Here is an 18,454-nt window from a genome sequence, read left to right as displayed (position 1 = left end):
TATCAATTATTCGCCAATATATCGAGCAACAACAAACGCCCGATTAAGTTAGGTTGAAAACGGCTTCGCCGTTTGTGCCTTATATCACCGCCCTAAAGGGCAGTGTTTTACGGCACGATCAGATAAAGCATAGTGATATTTCACTAAATTTTAACATTATTTTTCCAAAATATCACGAAATAAGTAAATTATTGGCTACACTTTACTACGGTTATTATAAAAAATCTACTTTCATAGAATATGACTTTTAGGTAATAATAAAAAGGGCTAACGATAATCGTTAACCCTTGACCGTCCTTGGTAATATGGCTAATTAAATGCTTGTTTAATTTGTGCTGTTCCTAAATGTCCCGGAATCACTTTCTGTAAGTTTAATTCTTGATCCACAATTAAACTTGACGGATATCCTCTAACTTTAGTGCGTTTAAGTGCCTCCCCTTTTTCATCAAGTAACACCACGATATTTTTATATTCTAATCCTTTGTACCATTCGATAAATTTGTCGCTGGATTTCTCGCCTTTTTGACCAGGGGATACAATGGTAATCACATTAAAATCTTTATTTTGCTCCGCACTTAGCTCGTCAATTTCAGCCAACCCTGCTAGGCAAATCGGGCACCAAGATGCCCACATTTTGACATACAATTTTTTGCCCTGATATTGCTCAAGTGTCACCGTATTGTTGTTCAGATCTTTAAATTGAATATCTTTCAATGTCGTTTCTCCTGCTGCAAATGAATTAACACTAAATAACATAAATACTAACGCAAATAATTTTTTCATGGTTTAAATTTTCCTTATATTACATAAAGATATGTAAGTTATTGGTAATTAATAGTATCCCCATTAAGATGATTAATACTCCCCCTACCATTTTGAATTTGTTTAAATGTTTATTCATAGATTTTGCCTTTTTCAATAAAGTGTCAGAGAAAAAAGAAAATACCATAAACGGTGTAGCTAAACCTAGCACATAAACAAACATCATTGCTGCACCATATAATGCTGAACCATCATTACTGGATAACGCTAAGATAGAGGCCAACACGGGTCCGATACAAGGTGTCCAACCAAGGCTAAAGGTTAATCCTAAAACAAAAGCTTCAATAGATGAACTTTTACCACTGGTTTTAATTTCCACCAATTTGGTTTGTTCTAAAAATTTAATTTTAACAATACCGAGCTGATGTATGCCAAGAATCACCACAATAATCCCAGCGATAATTCTTGTTTTATCGTTGAATAACACATCACCTAAAAAACCGAACCCAAAACCCAATCCAACAAAGGTGACAGATAAACCTAACACAAACAAAAAGGTATTTAAGATCTTTCTACCACCTTTACTCAAGATACCAAAATAAATCGGTACGATGGGAAAAATACAAGGCGATAAAAAAGAAAGTAAACCTGCCAGAAAAACACTACTAATTAATAAATTTTGATCAAACATCTTATTTTCCGTTGACTAATTTAATTAAATAACCGTAATGTTCTTCCTCCATTTTATTCAATGGAATAAATTTAATCGCCGCGCTGTTAATACAATAGCGTAATCCCCCTTTATCTTTTGGACCATCATCAAACACATGTCCCAAATGTGCTTTACCACTACGACTGATCACTTCGGTTCTCAGCATATTAAAGCTTCGGTCATCTGCATAAGTCACGACATCCTTGTCGATTGGTTTGGTAAAGCTAGGCCAACCACAACCAGATTCAAATTTATCCGCAGAAGAAAATAGAGGCTCACCAGTAGTGATATCCACATAAATCCCTGCTTCAAAATTATCCCAATATTCATTACTAAAGGAACGTTCCGTGTTTTTACCTTGTGTAACGGAATACTGTAACGGGGTTAATTTCGCTTTTAATTCCGCATCACTTGGTTTTGGATAATCTTTTGGATCAATAATAATATGATTGGCTTGCTCTAAATCAATATGGCAATAACCGTTAGGATTTTTCTTTAAATAATCCTGATGATACTCTTCCGCCAATACATAATGTTTCAATGGTTCTACTTCCACTTGAATTTTATCTTTATATTTTGCTTGTTGTGTTTGAATTACATTTAAAATAATTTGCTTATCTTGTTCATTTTGATAATAAATCCCCGTACGATATTGACGACCACGATCATTACCTTGTTTATTGACACTGGTTGGATCAATCACTTGGAAATAGTATTGCAATAATTTATCCAATGAAACCTTATTCGCATCATAAGTCACATGGACAGTCTCCGCATGATCGGTACTGCCGATAAGACGATAGTTAGTTTGTTCGGTTTTACCATTGGCATACCCCGATGTGGCATCTTTTACGCCATATATTCTTTCCATATAAGCTTCAATGCCCCAGAAACAGCCACCAGCGAGATAAATTTCTCGAATATCTTGTTCTTGACTTTGTTGTTGTACTTGTTTTTCCATATTTTTCACCTCCGTAACAGGTTTACTCATTGTATCTGCGACACTCATTTGACTAAATGCCATTGTTGAAATAAATAATAACGCTAAGTTATGGTATTTCATTCTCTCTCCTTATTAATTTCATCATGAAAGTATGTCTTTTATAGTAAGTTAGTCGTAGTCAAAACAAAATCCTTACAAAATATTTCATATTTTTATAAAAAAATACCGCACTTGATTAACTTTAAATCAAAGTGCGGTATTTTTCTAATAAATTTTAACTACTTCGTCATGCGTTTATACTTAATTCGATGCGGTTGTGTCGCCGCTTCGCCTAAAGTTTTCCTTTTCCATTCTTCGTAATCAGTAAAATTACCCTCATAGAACGTCACTTTACCTTCATCGCCGTAATCCAAAATATGGGTAGCAATACGGTCTAAGAACCAACGGTCATGGGAAATCACCATGGCACAACCGGGAAATTCTAAAATCGCATTTTCTAACGCTCGCAAGGTTTCAACATCAAGATCGTTAGTTGGTTCATCTAATAACAACACGTTACCACCACATTGCAGAAGTTTAGCTAAATGCAAACGACCACGTTCACCACCTGATAATTCGCCTACCCGTTTTTGTTGATCCACGCCTTTAAAGTTAAACCGTCCGACATAAGCACGGCTTGGGATTTCAAAGTTACCGATAGTTAAAATATCCTGTCCGTTAGACACTTCTTCCCACACGGTTTTTTTGTCGTCCATGGCATCACGGAATTGATCCACAGACGCTAAGATCACGGTTTCCCCTAGGGTAATGGAACCACTATCAGGTTGTTCTTTGCCTGACAGCATACGGAATAAAGTAGATTTCCCTGCCCCATTTGCCCCGATAATCCCCACAATCGCACCTTTTGGAATACTAAATGATAAATCATCAATTAAGGTACGATCACCATAGGATTTGGTCAAATGTTGCACTTCAATCACTTTATCCCCTAAACGTGGACCGGGTGGAATAAAGAGCTCATTGGTTTCATTACGTTTTTGATATTCACCTGAATTAAGTTCTTCAAAACGAGCCATACGAGCTTTACTCTTAGCTTGCCGACCTTTTGGATTTTGGCGCACCCATTCTAATTCTTTTTCAATAGATTTTTGACGTGCGGATTCCGTGGCTTGCTCTTGCGCTAAACGTTTTTCTTTTTGTGCTAACCAAGAAGAATAATTCCCCTCCCATGGAATTCCCTCACCACGGTCAAGTTCTAAGATCCAGCCAGCGACATTGTCTAAGAAATAACGGTCATGGGTAATTGCTACTACCGTTCCCTCGTAATCATGTAAGAAACGCTCTAACCAGGCTACGGATTCAGCATCTAAGTGGTTAGTTGGTTCGTCTAATAACAACATATCTGGTTTTTCGAGCAATAAACGACACAATGCCACACGACGGCGTTCGCCCCCTGAAAGATGTTCAATCTTAGCGTCCCATTCTGGTAAACGTAAAGCATCAGCAGCACGCTCTAACTGGTTATCTAAATTATGTCCATCATGCGCTTGAATAATGGCTTCAAGATTGGCTTGTTCAGTGGCTAATTTATCAAAATCTGCATCAGGATCGGCATATAATGCGTAAACTTCATCTAAACGAGTTAACGCTGTTTTAACTTCACTCACGGCTTCTTCAATGGCTTCACGCACAGTTTGTTGCGGATCAAGTTTGGGTTCTTGTGGTAAATAGCCAATTTTAATGCCCGGTTGTGGACGTGCTTCCCCTTCAAATTCTTTATCTACACCCGCCATAATACGTAATAAAGTGGATTTACCCGCACCGTTTAAACCGAGAACCCCGATTTTCGCCCCCGGGAAAAAACTCAAGGAAATATTTTTCAAAATATGACGTTTCGGCGGAACAACCTTACCGACACGGTGCATAGTGAAAACAAATTGTGATGACATTTTTTATTCTCTTGTTGTCTATTTAAATATCGTAGGGGCATATTGCATACGCCCCAAAATCTCGTTCGTGTATCAGGGCGTATACAATACGCCCCTACACAATCATCGAAAAATTATTTTCCAATCACTTCTAATCCGCCCATATAAGGACGCAATACTTCTGGCACGGTAATGGAGCCATCGGCATTTTGGTAATTTTCTAATACTGCTACTAGTGTACGCCCTACCGCTAAACCAGAACCATTTAAGGTATGTACTAAGCGCGTTTTTTTATCACTTCTCGCACGGCAACGAGCTTGCATACGACGTGCTTGGAAATCCCACATATTAGAACAAGATGAAATTTCACGGTAGGTATTTTGAGCAGGTACCCAAACTTCCAAATCGTAGGTTTTGCACGAACCGAATCCCATATCCCCGGTACAAAGCAATACTTTACGATATGGTAAATTCAATAATTGCAATACTTTTTCCGCATGTCCGGTTAATTCTTCCAAAGCTTGCATAGATGTTTCAGGCTCCACAATTTGGACTAATTCTACTTTGTCAAACTGGTGCATACGAATTAAGCCACGAGTATCTCGTCCATAAGATCCCGCTTCGGAACGGAAACAAGGCGTATGTGCGGTCATTTTTAACGGTAATTGTTCGGCGTCAAGAATTTCATCACGCACTAAGTTTGTGACTGGTACTTCTGCGGTGGGAATTAACGCATAAGGCACTTCACCATCCAACGGTTTGGTATGGAATAAATCTTCACCAAATTTTGGTAATTGCCCGGTGCCATATAAGGTATCATGGTTGACTAAATAAGGCACATAAGCCTCCGTATAGCCGTGTTGTTCGGTGTGTAAATCCAGCATAAATTGGGTTAAAGCGCGGTGCATTTTAGCAATTTGTCCTTTCATTACCGCAAATCTCGCCCCACTTAATTTTACGCCCGCCGCAAAATCTAAACCTCCATTAAGCTGTTCACCTAAGGTAACATGATCTTTAATTTCAAAGTCAAATTGACGCGGTGTCCCCCAACGAGAGATTTCTTTATTTTCGCTATCATCTTTACCCAATGGTACTTCATCTGCGGGTAAATTTGGAATAGTTAAGGCAATTTCATTTAATTCTGCTAACACATCGTCTAACAATGCTTTCGCTTGCACTAATTCAATACCCATACTATCCACATCTTGTAGTAAGGATTCAATATTTTCGCCGCGCGCTTTGGCAGCACCAATGGCTTTCGATCTACTATTACGTTCTGCTTGTAACGTTTCTGTTTTCACTTGCAAGGTTTTACGCTGCTCTTCTAATTTAGTAAGTTGAGCAACATCTAACTCAAAATTACGTTTTAATTTTAATAATTGTGCCGTTTCTTCTAGGTTGTTACGTAATAAATTCGGATCGATCATTTTTTATTCCTTATACATTAATTCCATAAAAATAACTTTCATTCTATAACGAATCAGACCAGATTTCCATTATTTCCAGCGCACTTCATCGCTTTTATTGTCCTGTTCGCGTAACCAATCTAATTTTTCTTTTATCTTAACTTCCATACCACGGTTAGTTGGGAAATAAAATTGTGTTTCTTTTAATGCTTCTGGAAAATAATTTTCACCTGCCGCATAAGCATTGGGTTCATCATGGGCATAACGGTATTCTGCGCCTAACCCCATTTCTTTCATCAAATTCGTTGGGGCATTGCGTAAATGAATAGGAACATCATAATCAGGAGCTTGTTTTGCCAATTGTTTGGCTTGATTAAATGCTTGATATACTGCATTGCTTTTCGGCGCAACCGCAAGATACACAATGGCTTGTGCAATAGCACGTTCCCCTTCTGCCGCACCTACTCTGGTAAAACAATCCCATGCAGCCAATGCCACTTGCATAGCTCTTGGATCCGCATTGCCTACATCCTCTGACGCAATAGCTAATAAGCGGCGAGCTACATATAAGGGATCGCCACCTGCCGTAATAATCCGAGCATACCAATATAACGCTGCATCAGGCGCAGAACCTCGTACTGATTTATGCAAAGCAGAAATCAAATCATAAAAACGATCACCCTGTTTATCAAAACGAGCTTGCCGCTCACCGAGTACGTCAGTTAATAAAGTGCGGTGTAAAATCTTACCATTTTTCTGATCTTCATCAGCCATATCTACCATTAATTCCAAACAATTTAACGCTAAACGCGCATCACCGTTTACGTATTCCGCCAACAATGCTAATAAATTATCTTCGATTTTTAACCGTAGTTTACCGAATCCTCGTTCAGGATCATCAATGGCTTGTTGTAATACCTGCTGAATATTTTGCTTATCTAAGGATTTTAAAATATACACTCTGGCTCGAGATAGCAACGCACTATTCAATTCAAAAGAGGGATTTTCAGTGGTTGCTCCGATAAAAATAATGGTGCCATTTTCAATATGCGGCAGAAAAGCATCTTGCTGACTTTTATTAAAACGATGCACTTCATCGACAAATAAAATGGTACGGCGATCATTGAGTTGATTCTGTTTTGCTCGCTCAATAGCTTCTCGAATATCTTTCACACCACTGGTCACAGCGGAAAGGCGTTCTACTTCGGCATGAATACGATGAGCGATAATTTCCGCTAAGGTAGTTTTTCCCGTCCCCGGCGGTCCCCATAAAATCATGGAATGCGCATGTCCCGCTTCAATGGCTTTACGCAACGGTTTACCCTGCCCAATTAAATGCTGCTGACCACAATATTCATCTAAGGTACGTGGTCGCATACGAGCAGCAAGGGGACGGAAATCGGTATTGGAGAAATCAAGAGATAAATTAGACATAACCCATCCTTTATATGGCAATAAAGGGCGTATGCAATACGCCCCTACATGATGATGTCGGTTGTTGCTATCAAAATATTATTTTTTCTTTTTATTGTTGCGCTGATCATCAAATTCAGCCCCTTTCGGTACACTGAACTGGAACACCGTATCGGCCATATTATCATTACGAATATTACGCAACATATAAAGGTTTGATTGACCATCTTTCTCAATGGTACTAAAGCCTTTTAACACGCCATTCGCATCAATTCGCACATCAAATTGCTTAATATTACTATTTTTCGCTTTCGGTTTTAACACAAACGTATCAATATTTTGCACCACGCTATATTGCTGCCAATGACTGTTATCATTGCTGGTTAACAATACAAAAGGAGTATTATTTACCGCTTCTGTTACCCAATTTGCGGTCACTTGTTCCACAAAAGGATCATAAAACCACAAGGTTTTACCGTCAGAAATAATTTGGCTTTCTTGTGGTGCTTTGGTATCCATACGGAACAAATTCGGGCGTTTAATTTGCAATTTTCCAGTGCCCTGTTGCACTTGTTGACCATTGGCTGAACTGACATTTTGATTAAAATCTGCGGTGAACATTTGTACTTTTTGCAAACGTGATTGTAATTCACTGGCAGCATCTGCAAAAGCAAAAGGTGTAGCCAATGTTAAGGTTAAAAGTGCGGTGATTTTTTGTGATATTTTTTTCATTATTCTACTTTCCTTTTCTAATAATCAGGCGTACGTGTCAATAATTCACGTTTACCATTACGCATTTCCGACACAATCCCTTGTTCTTCTAACTGATCCATTAAATTTGCTGCACGGTTAAAACCAATTTTTAATCGGCGTTGAATAAAGGACGTAGATGTCATGCCGGTATTCACTACAATCTCAACGGCTTTATCAAATAAAGGATCTAAATCTTCACTGTCCGAAGAAAACCCATTATCATCATCACCATTATCATCGGCACTTTCCAAAATAGATGAAATATAATTTGGTTTTCCCCTTGCGCGCCAATCATCCGCCACTCTTGAAACTTCATCATCAGACATATAAGCCCCATGAATTCGCACTAGATCGGTAGTACCGTTACCGAGATAAAGCATATCCCCCATACCTAATAACGCTTCCGCTCCATTCTGATCCAAAATAGTACGAGAGTCATTACGTTGTACTACAGTAAAGGCTATGCGGCTTGGAATATTGGATTTAATCAACCCGGTAATCACATCAACCGATGGACGTTGCGTGGCTAAAATGACGTGAATACCAACGGCACGAGCCTTTTGGGTTAAACGAGCAATCAGTTCTTCAATCTGTTTACCCACTTGCATCATTAAATCAGCAAACTCATCCACTATGACAACAATATAATTCATTCGTTCTAATAATGGCGGCATACTATCTAGGGTATCACCTTGTTTCCATAAAGGATCAGGTACCCCAATCCCTTCTTCTCGCAATTTATCAAGACGTTCATTAAACCCCTCAATATTACGCACACGTAATTGCGATAATAACAAATAGCGACGTTCCATTTCATCCACACACCAACGCAACGCGTTAGCTGCTTTTTTCATATCCGTAACCACTTCTGTCAGCAAATGTGGAATATCGTTATAAATCGACAATTCTACCACTTTCGGATCGATCATAATAAATTTGACTTCTTCAGGTTTTACTCTGAATAACAAACTTAAAATCATGGTATTAATCCCAACCGATTTACCTGATCCAGTGGAACCAGCCACTAACAAATGTGGTGTTTTGGCTAAATCAATCACAATCGGTGTACCACTAATATCTTTGCCTAACGCCATCGGCAATAAAGCTTTACTATTACGGAACTCATCACTATCTAACACATCACGTAACGGCACAATTTGGCGTTCTTTATTGGGGGTTTCAATGCCAATATAAGGCTTACCCGGAATACTTTCCGTCACACGAATCGCCCTAAACGTTAACGCTCGGGCTAAATCCGTATCTATCCGACTCACCGAAGATGCTTTTACACCCGGTAATAATTCTAACTCATAACGTGTAACCACTGGACCGATTAACACCCCCTTAACAGTGGCTTTAATTTTAAAATTTTGTAGTTGTTGCTCAATTCGTCTTGATGTTTCTCGAATTTGTTGTTCCGAAATATTTTGACTTTGTACTACGCGTTTATCTAACAAATCTAATACCGGCAATTCAGTCGTTGGTTTTTCTTTGATTTTATTATCACCGTACAATTCTACTAATTTATTAATCGGAATGGTACGCAAGCCATTTTGTAGTGGTTCTTCTTCAAATTCTGGTGCAACATCTATGTTATCCGCTAAATGTACATCTATTTGTTGAACCTGTGCCAAACGCTGCCGTTCTTTCTCAGCTTCTTGTTGCGCAAACTGCTTCGCTAATTCTGCTGAAAGCGTATCTAAGCCTTCATTTTCTACCGGGGTTAACGGGTGAGCTGGGGTTAATTTTACGTCAGGAATAATCGGTGATGTATTTTCTTCCGTTGGCAAACGCACATTTAACTGATTTCCAGTCAAGAAATCTGGCATCTCTTGCGGATTTTGTTGTGGTGGTACTGCTATCTTGATATTTTCTAACCCAACGTCATCAGGTTGAGTAATTTTCACACCCGGCAAAATGGGTTCTTCAAACTCAATTGGTTTAAAAGGTTCATTTTCTATTATATTTTCAAATTCTGTTGACGCTGGTTGCTGATAGTGATGAGCCGTTTGCGTTTTACTTAAGCCAGAAATATAAATTGGATCATACTTATCACTTTGTTCTGATTCAATTGATTGCTGAACTTGAATTTCTGGTTCAATTTCATCTTCCAAAACGCTTTGTTCTGTCGTTTGTTTAATATTTTCTTCTATCGGTTCATCATTTTTTACCGTTAACCAATTATAAAAATGCACTAATAAGCGAATTAAAGATGCCCCTGAACAAAACACAAAACCAAGAATACTAAAACCAACCCCCAATAATAATAGACCGAATTGCCCCAATAACGGCACAGTATATTTGGTTAACATCCCGCCTAACACGCCACCGGATAAATAGTCGTTAGTATTAGTGAGTAACATCGCTGATAATGCGGTTAACCCCAACATTAACAACACAAAACCGAATATTCTTAAGAAAAAACGAGTCCACGTCAGGCTATCTACCCGTTTAGTCCGAATAAAATAAATCGGTGCAATACACAATAAGAAAGGTAATAAATGCCCAACATAACCGAATAACACAAAAAAAAGATCGATCACCCAAGCACCAAAATATCCAGCTTTATTGATCACTGCCTGTTGATAACTGGCGACCGACCACGAATTATCAAAAGGACTATAGCTTGACCAAGCAATAATCAAATAAAAACCGAAAAAGGCAGTTAATCCAAATAAAACTTCCACCAAATAATGTTTTGGTGAAAAACCATCTGTTATTTTTCTAATCATGCTATTTTAATTGTAAGAAATTTGTTTGTTTCACTTCTTCCATCACCACAAAAGTGCGCGTGTCATTTACCCCCGGAAGACGTAATAATGTGGTACCGAGTAATTTACGATAAGCTGACATATCTGCCACGCGCGTTTTAAGCAAATAGTCGAAATCACCAGAAACTAAATAACATTCTTGAATGTCATCTAACAGCTGAACTGCATCATTAAATTCTTCAAATACATCTGGTTTGCCACGAACCAACGTAATTTCAACAATGACGAGCAGGGGCGCTTCTAATAATTCTGGGTTTAATAACGCCCTATAGCCCATAATAACCCCTTGTTTTTCTAAACGTTTTACACGTTCTAAACAAGGTGTCGGAGAAAGCCCGACTTTCTTAGATAAATCAATATTTGAAATTTTACCATTGCGTTGCAATTCATCAAGAATCTTAATATCAATCGCATCAAAAGGTTTTGCCAATTTTTTATCCATATAAAGCACCCTATAAAAAGAATAAAATTCTGTTAACCAACAGTGAATGTCTTAATATAGCAGTAAATCAGATAAGATTCAGTAAAAAATAGCGTACTTAATGTTTTTTTCTTATCTCAGACTATAAATTATTAAATATCAGCGGTGATCTAATTAACATTTGACCGTTTTTTATGCTTTATCTATAATGATGCTTTTTTATTTGGAGTGAAAAATGTTATCAACTATTGTGACTATGCACGTTGTTTGTGCATATTTAAGTTTATTCTTATTCGTTATTCGTGGATCTATGCAACTTTCACAGAAAGACTGGCGTGCGGTAAAACTATTAAAAATTTTACCGCACATTTCGGATACTGTTTTACTGGCAACTGCATTATTTTTCTTCTTTAGCTTTGGTTTTTCTTGGTGGAAAATGACAAAGCTCATCTGCTTTGTCGGTTACGTCTTTTGTGCGGCAAAATTCTTTGGGAGAAAAGTCAACAATCCAAATCCAGTGTTTTTTGTCGTCGGCGTATTATGTTTGCTTAGTGCAATGTTCTTGGGATATTCCCATTAATATGACAAAACCGCACTATCTCATGCAAGAAAGTGCGGTTAATTTTCCAATCTTTTTAACTTACCCACCAGCAAACTTGACCACAAAGCCTTTCTGCTCTAATAGCTGTTTGAGTAAGTCTCGTTTCTCACCTTGAATTTCAATATTCCCGTGCTTCACTGAACCGCCACAACCACAACGTTTTTTAAGATCTGCGGCGAGTTTTTTCAATTCATCATCAGACAGTTCCAAGCCACTAATCACACAAACACCCGCCCCTTTGCGTCCGCTCGTTTGACGTTGAATACGCACTACGCCATCACCTTTGGGACGTTCAACATTAGGCTTATCCGCCTTAATGCGACCCGTTTCCGTAGAATAAACTAAATCGTTCATTACAAATTCGCTAATGATGCATTAATGGTGCGCAATACTTCTGCGGGATTATCTGCTTGCGTAATTGGACGACCAATAACCAAATAATCAGAGCCAGCGCCTACAGCCGCAGCGGGTGTCATGACACGGCGTTGATCGCCAAATTCACTACCCACGGGGCGAATCCCCGGCGTTACCAATTTAAATTTCTCGCCGCAGTTTTTGCGTAAAATTTCCACTTCTTGCGGTGAACAGACCACGCCATCTAAACCAGCACGCTGGGTTAAATGCGCTAAACGAATCACTTGCTCTAACGGTGAGGCATTAATACCGATTTGTAATAAATCCAAGTCTTCCATACTGGTCAATACCGTCACACCAATTAACAACGGCGCATCTTTGCCATAAGGTTGGAGGATATTTTTAGCTTCTTCCATCATGCGCAAACCACCACTGGCATGCAAATCCACCATCCAAACGCCTAAGTCTGCTGCAGAACGTACCGCTCTCGCCACCGTATTCGGAATATCATGATATTTTAAGTCTAAAAACACATCAAATTTACGTTGATGCAATTGTTTGAGAAAATTTGTCCCTAAACTGGTAAACATTTCTTTACCTAATTTTAGGCGACAAAGGGACGGATCAATTTGATCCACTAAATTTAATGCATCAAATTCATTTTCATAATCTAATGCCACAATAATTTTGCTATCCATATTTATTTCCTTATACACTTAGTTGAATACTTTATTAATTCGGAAATTCAATGCCACGAATCGGCTTGACTTTTTCCCATTGACGACAAGAAGGGCAACACCAGATTAATTTATGGGTTTGATAACCACAGTTGGTACAACGATAATCAAAACCTTGTTTAATATGCTCACCAACCATTTTATGCAATAACACAAGGCTATCTTTGCCACGCCCATTTTCAGCATCATCAATTTGATATTGAATAAAACGGTGAAACAAAAACATATTCGGGTTAGTTCCGATTTTTTGATACACTTTACTTTGTGCTATTGCACGACTATGTTTTTGTTCAATTATATCGACCAAAGCCAAATCGACACTAACATTACCTGTCAATTGGCTAGCGCGTACTAAAAATAATTCAAAACTATTCAGTAATCCTAACTGCTGATAACAGTCTTTTAACTGGGGTAATATTTCTCCCACATAATCCGCATTTTGATTAACTACATTTTCTAAAATTTTCACCGCACTTTTAAAATCTTTTTGCTGAATATACCATTCCCCCAACATCATTGATGCTCGTACGCAATTAGGCGACACTTTTAAAGCTTGCTCAAGTAAGTCTTTTCGATTTTCTTTATTCTCCGTAGGTAATAAATTTGCATACTCACAGTAATATTGAGCCAATTCAATATTATCAGTTTTAGGAGCAATCTTAGCTAATTTTTCTGTTACATTGATGGCTTTTTTCCACTCTTTGGTTTTTTGATAAATCACGGCGAGTTGTTGCAATGCCCCTTCGGCAAATTCAGGTTCATCTACTAACACAATATACAAATTTTCTGCCCTATCAAAAAATCCCACCGACATAAAATCTTTTGCCAGTTGCTGTTTTGCTAATAATTTCTGTTCAAAAGAATAATTTGGACTACGATCTAATGCCTGATGGATACGTAACGCACGATCTACTTCACCACGAGAACGGAATAAATTGCCTAAGGTTAATTCTGCTTCAAATTGTGAACGATGTTCAATCTCATTTTCTGTTTCTTGCTTTTGTAACATTTCTAAAAACAGATCTACCGCTTTTTCAGTTTGATTAGATAACAGAAAATTCATTCCTGTGACATAATCACGAGAAAATTTATTGCTTACCTCTTCCTGATCTTTTTTTGCACTACGGTGTCCCATATACCAACCATAAGCTGCGGCAATAGGCAAAAGCAGAAAGAGTAATTCAATCATTATTATGCAGCCTTATTCAGACTTGAAGTCAATTCATTTATTTGTTGGGTTTGACGTTTAATTTGACGAGCTAATGTCATATTTTTAATTTTAATCCGAAGATAAAAAATCCCTGTGATTAACCACCCTAAAATTAAACCGAGACCAAATAATATCGCCACGAGGGTGGAAAGTTTAAAATCACTTTCTGCCACAATATAGTTAAAGGTAATGACTTGATCATTGTTTGCTCCCACCGTAATAGCAACTAAGATCACTGCAATGGCAATAACTAATCCTAAAAGATACTTAAACATAATACTTCTTTCCCCTTTATATCAAAATCTTTTTGTTTTAAAAGCTTGTTATATTTTATTATGCCAAAAATAATGACAAAAAACGACACTTAAATAGTGTCGTTCTTAATATTTATTGCCGATAAATCCAATTACTGATCGACGCGTTCTTTTAATTCTTTACCCACTTTAAAGTGTGGTACACATTTTGCCTGTAATTTAACACTTTCACCCGTTTTCGGATTACGCCCTACTCTTGGCTGACGGCAATGCAAGGAAAAACTACCAAAGCCACGCACTTCAATACGATCACCATTTTCAAGGGTTTGAGAAAGCTGTTCTAAAATCTCTTTTACTGAATTTTCAACAGTTTTTACTGCAAGAGACGGATGCTTTTCAATTAATGCATCAATAAGTTCTGATTTAGTTGTCATAAGATATTCCTTGTTTTTGTGATAATAAAACAACCTAATTACTCGTTGTAAAAAATTAATAATTAAGTTGTCTTACTACAATTATGGTGAAAATATTTCACATTTTTATTATAACTGACGTGCCGAAACACGCCAGCTTAATTTTATTCAGCGATAAAATTATTCGCCTTTCGCTTGAGCAAATGCTGCTGCCATTGCATTAGGAATAGCAACTTCTTCTTGTTTGCTATTTACACTTGCCATTGCCGCTGCTTCTTCTGCTTGATCTTTTGCTTTGACAGATAAGTGAACGATACGAGATTTACGATCAACGCCTGTATATTTGGCTTCAACCACGTCACCAGCTGCGACATCACTCGTTAAATCTGCTGCACGGATATAACCTTCAACACCACCCGCAAGTTCCACTTTTGCACCTTTACCATCAGCTTCAACCACTGTTGCAGAAACGACTGCTCCTTTCTTAGTATCAGCTAAGAAGTTGTTGAATGGATCAGATTCAAGTTGTTTGATACCTAAAGAGATACGCTCTTTGGCTGAATCCACTTGCAATACAACGGCCGCTACTTCGTCACCTTTTTTGTATTGACGAACGGCTTCTTCACCTTGTACATTCCAAGAAATGTCAGATAAGTGAACTAAACCATCGATACCACCTTCAAGACCGATGAAGATACCGAAATCAGTGATTGATTTGATTTTACCTTCAACTTTGTCGCCTTTATTGTGAGTTTCAGCAAATTGTAACCATGGGTTTGGTTTGCATTGTTTTAAACCTAAAGAAATACGACGACGTTCTTCGTCAATTTCTAATACCATCACTTCAACCACATCACCAAGGCTCACCACTTTAGATGGGTGAATGTTTTTGTTAGTCCAATCCATTTCTGAAACGTGAACTAAACCTTCCACGCCGTCTAAAATTTCCACGAAACAGCCGTAGTCGGTTAAGTTAGTCACTTTACCGGTTAATTTGCTGTTTACTGGGTGATTTTCCGCAATCGCCACCCAAGGATCTTGACCTAATTGTTTTAAGCCTAAAGACACACGGGTGCGATCTTTGTCGAATTTCAATACTTTAACCGTGATTTCATCACCAACATTGACGATTTCGCCTGGGTGTTTAACACGTTTCCAAGCCATATCTGTGATGTGTAATAAACCATCCACACCGCCTAAGTCAACGAATGCACCGTACTCAGTTAAGTTTTTAACCACACCTTTAACTTCAGCACCTTCAGCCAAGTTCGCTAACACTTCATCACGATCTTGATTGCTTTCAGATTCGATAACCGCACGACGTGAAACCACTACGTTGTTACGTTTTTGGTCTAATTTGATAACTTTGAATTCTACTTCTTTACCGAGTAAATGGTCTGCATCACGAGTTGGACGAGTATCAACTAATGAACCTGGTAAGAACGCACGCACACCGTTTAATTCAACCGTGAAACCGCCTTTCACTTTACCATTCACTAAACCGATCACGCTGGCTTGCGCTTCGAATGCTTTTTCTAATTCGATCCAAGATTCGTGACGTACTGCTTTCTCACGAGAAAGTTTAGTTTCACCGTAACCGTCTTCAACTGCATCTAATGCAACGTTTACTACGTCGCCAATGTTAACCTCAACTTCACCTTGAGCGTTAGTGAACTCTTCAGCTGGAATACGCGCTTCAGATTTTAAACCTGCATCCACGTAAACAAAGCCTTTTTCAATAGCAACAACAGTAGCGCTAACGATAGAGCCTAAACGCGTTTCAAGGTTATTTAATGATTCTTCAAATAGTTGAGCGAAAGATTCTGACATAATTAATCTTCTTTAATAAGTTAATAACATCCACTTTTTAATCCATAATAAGTGGGGTTGGAAATCAATAGTCTATCCGTCCTTGAATAAACCGAAAAATATATTTGAAATTAGCTTTTGACTTTCAGAGCAATATAATCTAAGGCTTGCTGAATCACTTCATCAATGGATAATTCCGTGCTGTCTAACAACAACGCATCATCCGCAGGTTTCAGTGGCGCAACCGCTCGATTTCTATCGCGAAAGTCGCGATCTTGAATCTCGGCTAAAATCTGTGCAAAGTTACCATTAATTCCTTTATTTTGCAACTGTTTAAATCGTCTTTTTGCTCTTTCTTCTGCACTGGCATCTAAAAATAGTTTCACTTGCGCATCGGGAAACACCACTGTTCCCATATCACGTCCATCGGCGATCAAGCCTTGATCTAATTTAACAAAATCTTGTTGTAACTGTAAAAGTGCGGTGCGAACTTGCGGAAAAATCGCGACTTTAGATGCAGCATCTGCCACTTCTTGGGTTCTAATCTGATCACTGACATTTTCACCATTTAATACAATACTCACTTCACCATTTTCAGGTAAAAACTGTACTCTCAAATGTCGAGCTAAATTTGCCAACGCCAATTCATCTTCTAATGCTACGGCACTTTTTAAGGCTGCTAATGCGGTAACTCGATAAATCGCTCCACTGTCTAATAACCCAAAGCCTAATTTTTCTGCCAAAGCATAACAAAGAGTGCCTTTACCTGCACCGCTTGGACCATCAACCGTAATAATTATATTCTTCATTGATAACTCGAATTTATTGACTATTTTTCTTGTATTATAAAAGGGTTAAGTACTTTGTCAATTTACTTTCCGTTTTTACTTGAATAAGCTCATAATCCGGGTAAAATTATCTTATAAAATATCACGTAACAACAGGAAACCTTATGCCTTTCAATCTAAAAAATCGTCATTTACTCAGTCTAATGAATCACACCACTGATGAAATCAAATTCTTATTAACCCTTGCGCAAGATTTAAAACGTGCTAAATATATCGGTATTGAACAACCCCAACTAACAGGTAAAAATATTGCACTTATTTTTGAAAAAACATCGACTCGAACTCGCTGTGCCTTTGAAGTAGCGGCTCATGATCAAGGCGCAAACGTAACCTATATTGATCCAACTTCCTCGCAAATTGGACACAAAGAAAGTATGAAAGATACTGCTCGGGTGTTAGGTCGTATGTATGATGCGATTGAGTATCGTGGTTTTAGTCAATCCATTGTCAACGAACTGGCGGAATATGCGGGAGTGCCGATTTTCAACGGCTTAACCGATGAATTTCATCCAACCCAAATGTTAGCAGATGCCTTAACAATGATTGAACACAGCGAAAAACCGCTTAGCCAAATTAGTTATGTTTATATCGGCGATGCACGTAATAACATGGGTAATTCTCTATTATTAATTGGGGCAAAACTCGGAATGGATGTACGAATTTGTGCACCGAAAGCCTTACTACCAGAAGAGCGTCTTGTTGCAATATGTCAAGAGTTTGCAAAACAATCCGGGGCAAGAATCACCGTCACGGAAAATATTGATCTTGCAGTCAAAAATGTAGATTTTGTGCATACTGATATTTGGGTGTCGATGGGCGAACCTGTAGAAAGTTGGGGCGAACGGATTAATTTATTAATGGATTATCAGGTTAACTCTGAACTTATGCAACGCACAGGTAACCCAAAAGCTAAATTTATGCATTGCCTACCTGCATTCCATAATTGTGAAACCAAGATCGGTAAAAAAATTGCAGAACAATACCCCTCACTTGCCAATGGCATTGAAGTCACAGAAGACGTATTTGAATCCCCAGCAAGCATTGTTTTCGATCAAGCAGAAAATCGTATGCATACAATTAAGGCTGTAATGGTAGCAAGTTTGGCATAAATGAAAAACC

The 18,454-nt window shown here is 38.1% G+C and carries 18 protein-coding genes; 2 read left to right on the top strand and 16 right to left on the bottom strand.

From position 1 onward, the window contains the following. Positions 1–309: 309 nt before the first annotated feature. The 9 genes from E0709_RS06150 to lrp form a co-directional block, all read right to left on the bottom strand. Entirely contained in the window at positions 310–783 is a 474-nt protein-coding gene (locus E0709_RS06150) for a redoxin family protein (protein WP_132300529.1), read from the bottom strand. Positions 784–802: 19 nt separating this feature from the next. Beyond that, positions 803–1,453, bottom strand: coding sequence for a cytochrome c biogenesis CcdA family protein (locus E0709_RS06145; protein WP_132300531.1), 651 nt, complete (start codon positions 1,451–1,453; stop codon positions 803–805). A 1-nt stretch (position 1,454) separates the two neighbouring features. Next, the gene (gene msrB / locus E0709_RS06140) at positions 1,455–2,465 is read right to left on the bottom strand and encodes a peptide-methionine (R)-S-oxide reductase MsrB (protein ID WP_391540693.1); all 1,011 of its coding nucleotides are present in this window, start codon (positions 2,463–2,465) and stop codon (positions 1,455–1,457) included. Between the two features lie 230 nt (positions 2,466–2,695). Continuing rightward, on the bottom strand, positions 2,696–4,366 hold the full coding sequence (ettA, locus tag E0709_RS06135; RefSeq protein ID WP_132300533.1) for an energy-dependent translational throttle protein EttA: 1,671 nt from the start codon (positions 4,364–4,366) through the stop codon (positions 2,696–2,698). A 113-nt stretch (positions 4,367–4,479) separates the two neighbouring features. Then, on the bottom strand, positions 4,480–5,772 hold the full coding sequence (gene serS / locus E0709_RS06130; protein ID WP_132300535.1) for a serine--tRNA ligase: 1,293 nt from the start codon (positions 5,770–5,772) through the stop codon (positions 4,480–4,482). 69 nt (positions 5,773–5,841) lie between these two features. Then, entirely contained in the window at positions 5,842–7,185 is a 1,344-nt protein-coding gene (locus E0709_RS06125; RefSeq protein WP_132300537.1) for a replication-associated recombination protein A, read from the bottom strand. 78 nt (positions 7,186–7,263) lie between these two features. Next, the gene (gene lolA, locus E0709_RS06120; protein ID WP_132300539.1) at positions 7,264–7,896 is read right to left on the bottom strand and encodes an outer membrane lipoprotein periplasmic chaperone LolA; all 633 of its coding nucleotides are present in this window, start codon (positions 7,894–7,896) and stop codon (positions 7,264–7,266) included. Positions 7,897–7,913: 17 nt separating this feature from the next. After that, positions 7,914–10,649, bottom strand: coding sequence for a DNA translocase FtsK (locus E0709_RS06115; RefSeq protein WP_132300541.1), 2,736 nt, complete (start codon positions 10,647–10,649; stop codon positions 7,914–7,916). Between the two features lies 1 nt (position 10,650). Next, positions 10,651–11,130: a leucine-responsive transcriptional regulator Lrp gene (gene lrp / locus E0709_RS06110; RefSeq protein ID WP_132300544.1), complete on the bottom strand. Its 480-nt coding sequence runs from the start codon at positions 11,128–11,130 to the stop codon at positions 10,651–10,653. A gap of 214 nt (positions 11,131–11,344) precedes the next feature. Here lrp and E0709_RS06105 point away from each other — a divergent pair, with 214 nt between their 5' ends. After that, positions 11,345–11,689: a SirB2 family protein gene (locus E0709_RS06105; protein WP_132300546.1), complete on the top strand. Its 345-nt coding sequence runs from the start codon at positions 11,345–11,347 to the stop codon at positions 11,687–11,689. A gap of 60 nt (positions 11,690–11,749) precedes the next feature. On the opposite strand, the gene yciH is transcribed toward E0709_RS06105, so the two are convergent. The 7 genes from yciH to cmk all read right to left on the bottom strand — a co-directional run bounded on the left by yciH (position 11,750) and on the right by cmk (position 17,296). Beyond that, positions 11,750–12,064: a stress response translation initiation inhibitor YciH gene (yciH, locus tag E0709_RS06100; RefSeq protein WP_132300548.1), complete on the bottom strand. Its 315-nt coding sequence runs from the start codon at positions 12,062–12,064 to the stop codon at positions 11,750–11,752. Further along, entirely contained in the window at positions 12,064–12,762 is a 699-nt protein-coding gene (gene pyrF, locus E0709_RS06095; protein WP_132300550.1) for an orotidine-5'-phosphate decarboxylase, read from the bottom strand. The genes yciH and pyrF overlap by 1 nt, the downstream gene beginning before the upstream one ends. Before the next feature lie 34 nt (positions 12,763–12,796). Beyond that, positions 12,797–13,990 carry a lipopolysaccharide assembly protein LapB gene (lapB, locus tag E0709_RS06090; RefSeq protein ID WP_132300552.1) on the bottom strand — a complete coding sequence of 398 codons (1,194 nt, stop codon included), beginning with the start codon at positions 13,988–13,990 and terminating at the stop codon, positions 12,797–12,799. A 2-nt stretch (positions 13,991–13,992) separates the two neighbouring features. Then, positions 13,993–14,286 (bottom strand): LapA family protein, encoded by a 294-nt coding sequence (locus E0709_RS06085; protein WP_132300554.1) that lies wholly within the window; start codon positions 14,284–14,286, stop codon positions 13,993–13,995. Positions 14,287–14,417: 131 nt separating this feature from the next. Continuing rightward, on the bottom strand, positions 14,418–14,699 hold the full coding sequence (locus E0709_RS06080) for an integration host factor subunit beta (RefSeq protein ID WP_132300556.1): 282 nt from the start codon (positions 14,697–14,699) through the stop codon (positions 14,418–14,420). 159 nt (positions 14,700–14,858) lie between these two features. Continuing rightward, entirely contained in the window at positions 14,859–16,508 is a 1,650-nt protein-coding gene (gene rpsA / locus E0709_RS06075; protein ID WP_132300558.1) for a 30S ribosomal protein S1, read from the bottom strand. A 110-nt stretch (positions 16,509–16,618) separates the two neighbouring features. After that, positions 16,619–17,296, bottom strand: a complete 678-nt coding sequence (gene cmk / locus E0709_RS06070; RefSeq protein WP_132300560.1) for a (d)CMP kinase — start codon at positions 17,294–17,296, stop codon at positions 16,619–16,621. A gap of 143 nt (positions 17,297–17,439) precedes the next feature. Here cmk and E0709_RS06065 point away from each other — a divergent pair, with 143 nt between their 5' ends. Further along, the gene (locus tag E0709_RS06065; protein WP_132300562.1) at positions 17,440–18,444 is read left to right on the top strand and encodes an ornithine carbamoyltransferase; all 1,005 of its coding nucleotides are present in this window, start codon (positions 17,440–17,442) and stop codon (positions 18,442–18,444) included. Positions 18,445–18,454 lie beyond the last annotated feature (10 nt).

This window comes from Lonepinella koalarum (genome assembly GCF_004565475.1).
Lineage (GTDB): Bacteria > Pseudomonadota > Gammaproteobacteria > Enterobacterales > Pasteurellaceae > Lonepinella > Lonepinella koalarum.
This window is presented reverse-complemented; position numbering and strand designations above follow the sequence as displayed.

Bases quoted from the DNA above. Each gene is read 5' to 3' on its own strand.
- msrB (WP_391540693.1), bottom strand. From the start codon at position 2,465: ATGAGTAAACCTGTTACGGAGGTGAAAAATATGGAAAAACAAGTACAA.
- E0709_RS06065 (WP_132300562.1), top strand. From the start codon at position 17,440: ATGCCTTTCAATCTAAAAAATCGTCATTTACTCAGTCTAATGAATCAC.
- yciH (WP_132300548.1), bottom strand. From the start codon at position 12,064: ATGAACGATTTAGTTTATTCTACGGAAACGGGTCGCATTAAGGCGGAT.
- lolA (WP_132300539.1), bottom strand. From the start codon at position 7,896: ATGAAAAAAATATCACAAAAAATCACCGCACTTTTAACCTTAACATTG.
- pyrF (WP_132300550.1), bottom strand. From the start codon at position 12,762: ATGGATAGCAAAATTATTGTGGCATTAGATTATGAAAATGAATTTGAT.
- cmk (WP_132300560.1), bottom strand. From the start codon at position 17,296: ATGAAGAATATAATTATTACGGTTGATGGTCCAAGCGGTGCAGGTAAA.
- rpsA (WP_132300558.1), bottom strand. From the start codon at position 16,508: ATGTCAGAATCTTTCGCTCAACTATTTGAAGAATCATTAAATAACCTT.
- ettA (WP_132300533.1), bottom strand. From the start codon at position 4,366: ATGTCATCACAATTTGTTTTCACTATGCACCGTGTCGGTAAGGTTGTT.
- serS (WP_132300535.1), bottom strand. From the start codon at position 5,772: ATGATCGATCCGAATTTATTACGTAACAACCTAGAAGAAACGGCACAA.
- E0709_RS06085 (WP_132300554.1), bottom strand. From the start codon at position 14,286: ATGTTTAAGTATCTTTTAGGATTAGTTATTGCCATTGCAGTGATCTTA.
- E0709_RS06145 (WP_132300531.1), bottom strand. From the start codon at position 1,453: ATGTTTGATCAAAATTTATTAATTAGTAGTGTTTTTCTGGCAGGTTTA.
- E0709_RS06105 (WP_132300546.1), top strand. From the start codon at position 11,345: ATGTTATCAACTATTGTGACTATGCACGTTGTTTGTGCATATTTAAGT.
- E0709_RS06115 (WP_132300541.1), bottom strand. From the start codon at position 10,649: ATGATTAGAAAAATAACAGATGGTTTTTCACCAAAACATTATTTGGTG.
- E0709_RS06080 (WP_132300556.1), bottom strand. From the start codon at position 14,699: ATGACAACTAAATCAGAACTTATTGATGCATTAATTGAAAAGCATCCG.
- lapB (WP_132300552.1), bottom strand. From the start codon at position 13,990: ATGATTGAATTACTCTTTCTGCTTTTGCCTATTGCCGCAGCTTATGGT.
- E0709_RS06150 (WP_132300529.1), bottom strand. From the start codon at position 783: ATGAAAAAATTATTTGCGTTAGTATTTATGTTATTTAGTGTTAATTCA.
- lrp (WP_132300544.1), bottom strand. From the start codon at position 11,130: ATGGATAAAAAATTGGCAAAACCTTTTGATGCGATTGATATTAAGATT.
- E0709_RS06125 (WP_132300537.1), bottom strand. From the start codon at position 7,185: ATGTCTAATTTATCTCTTGATTTCTCCAATACCGATTTCCGTCCCCTT.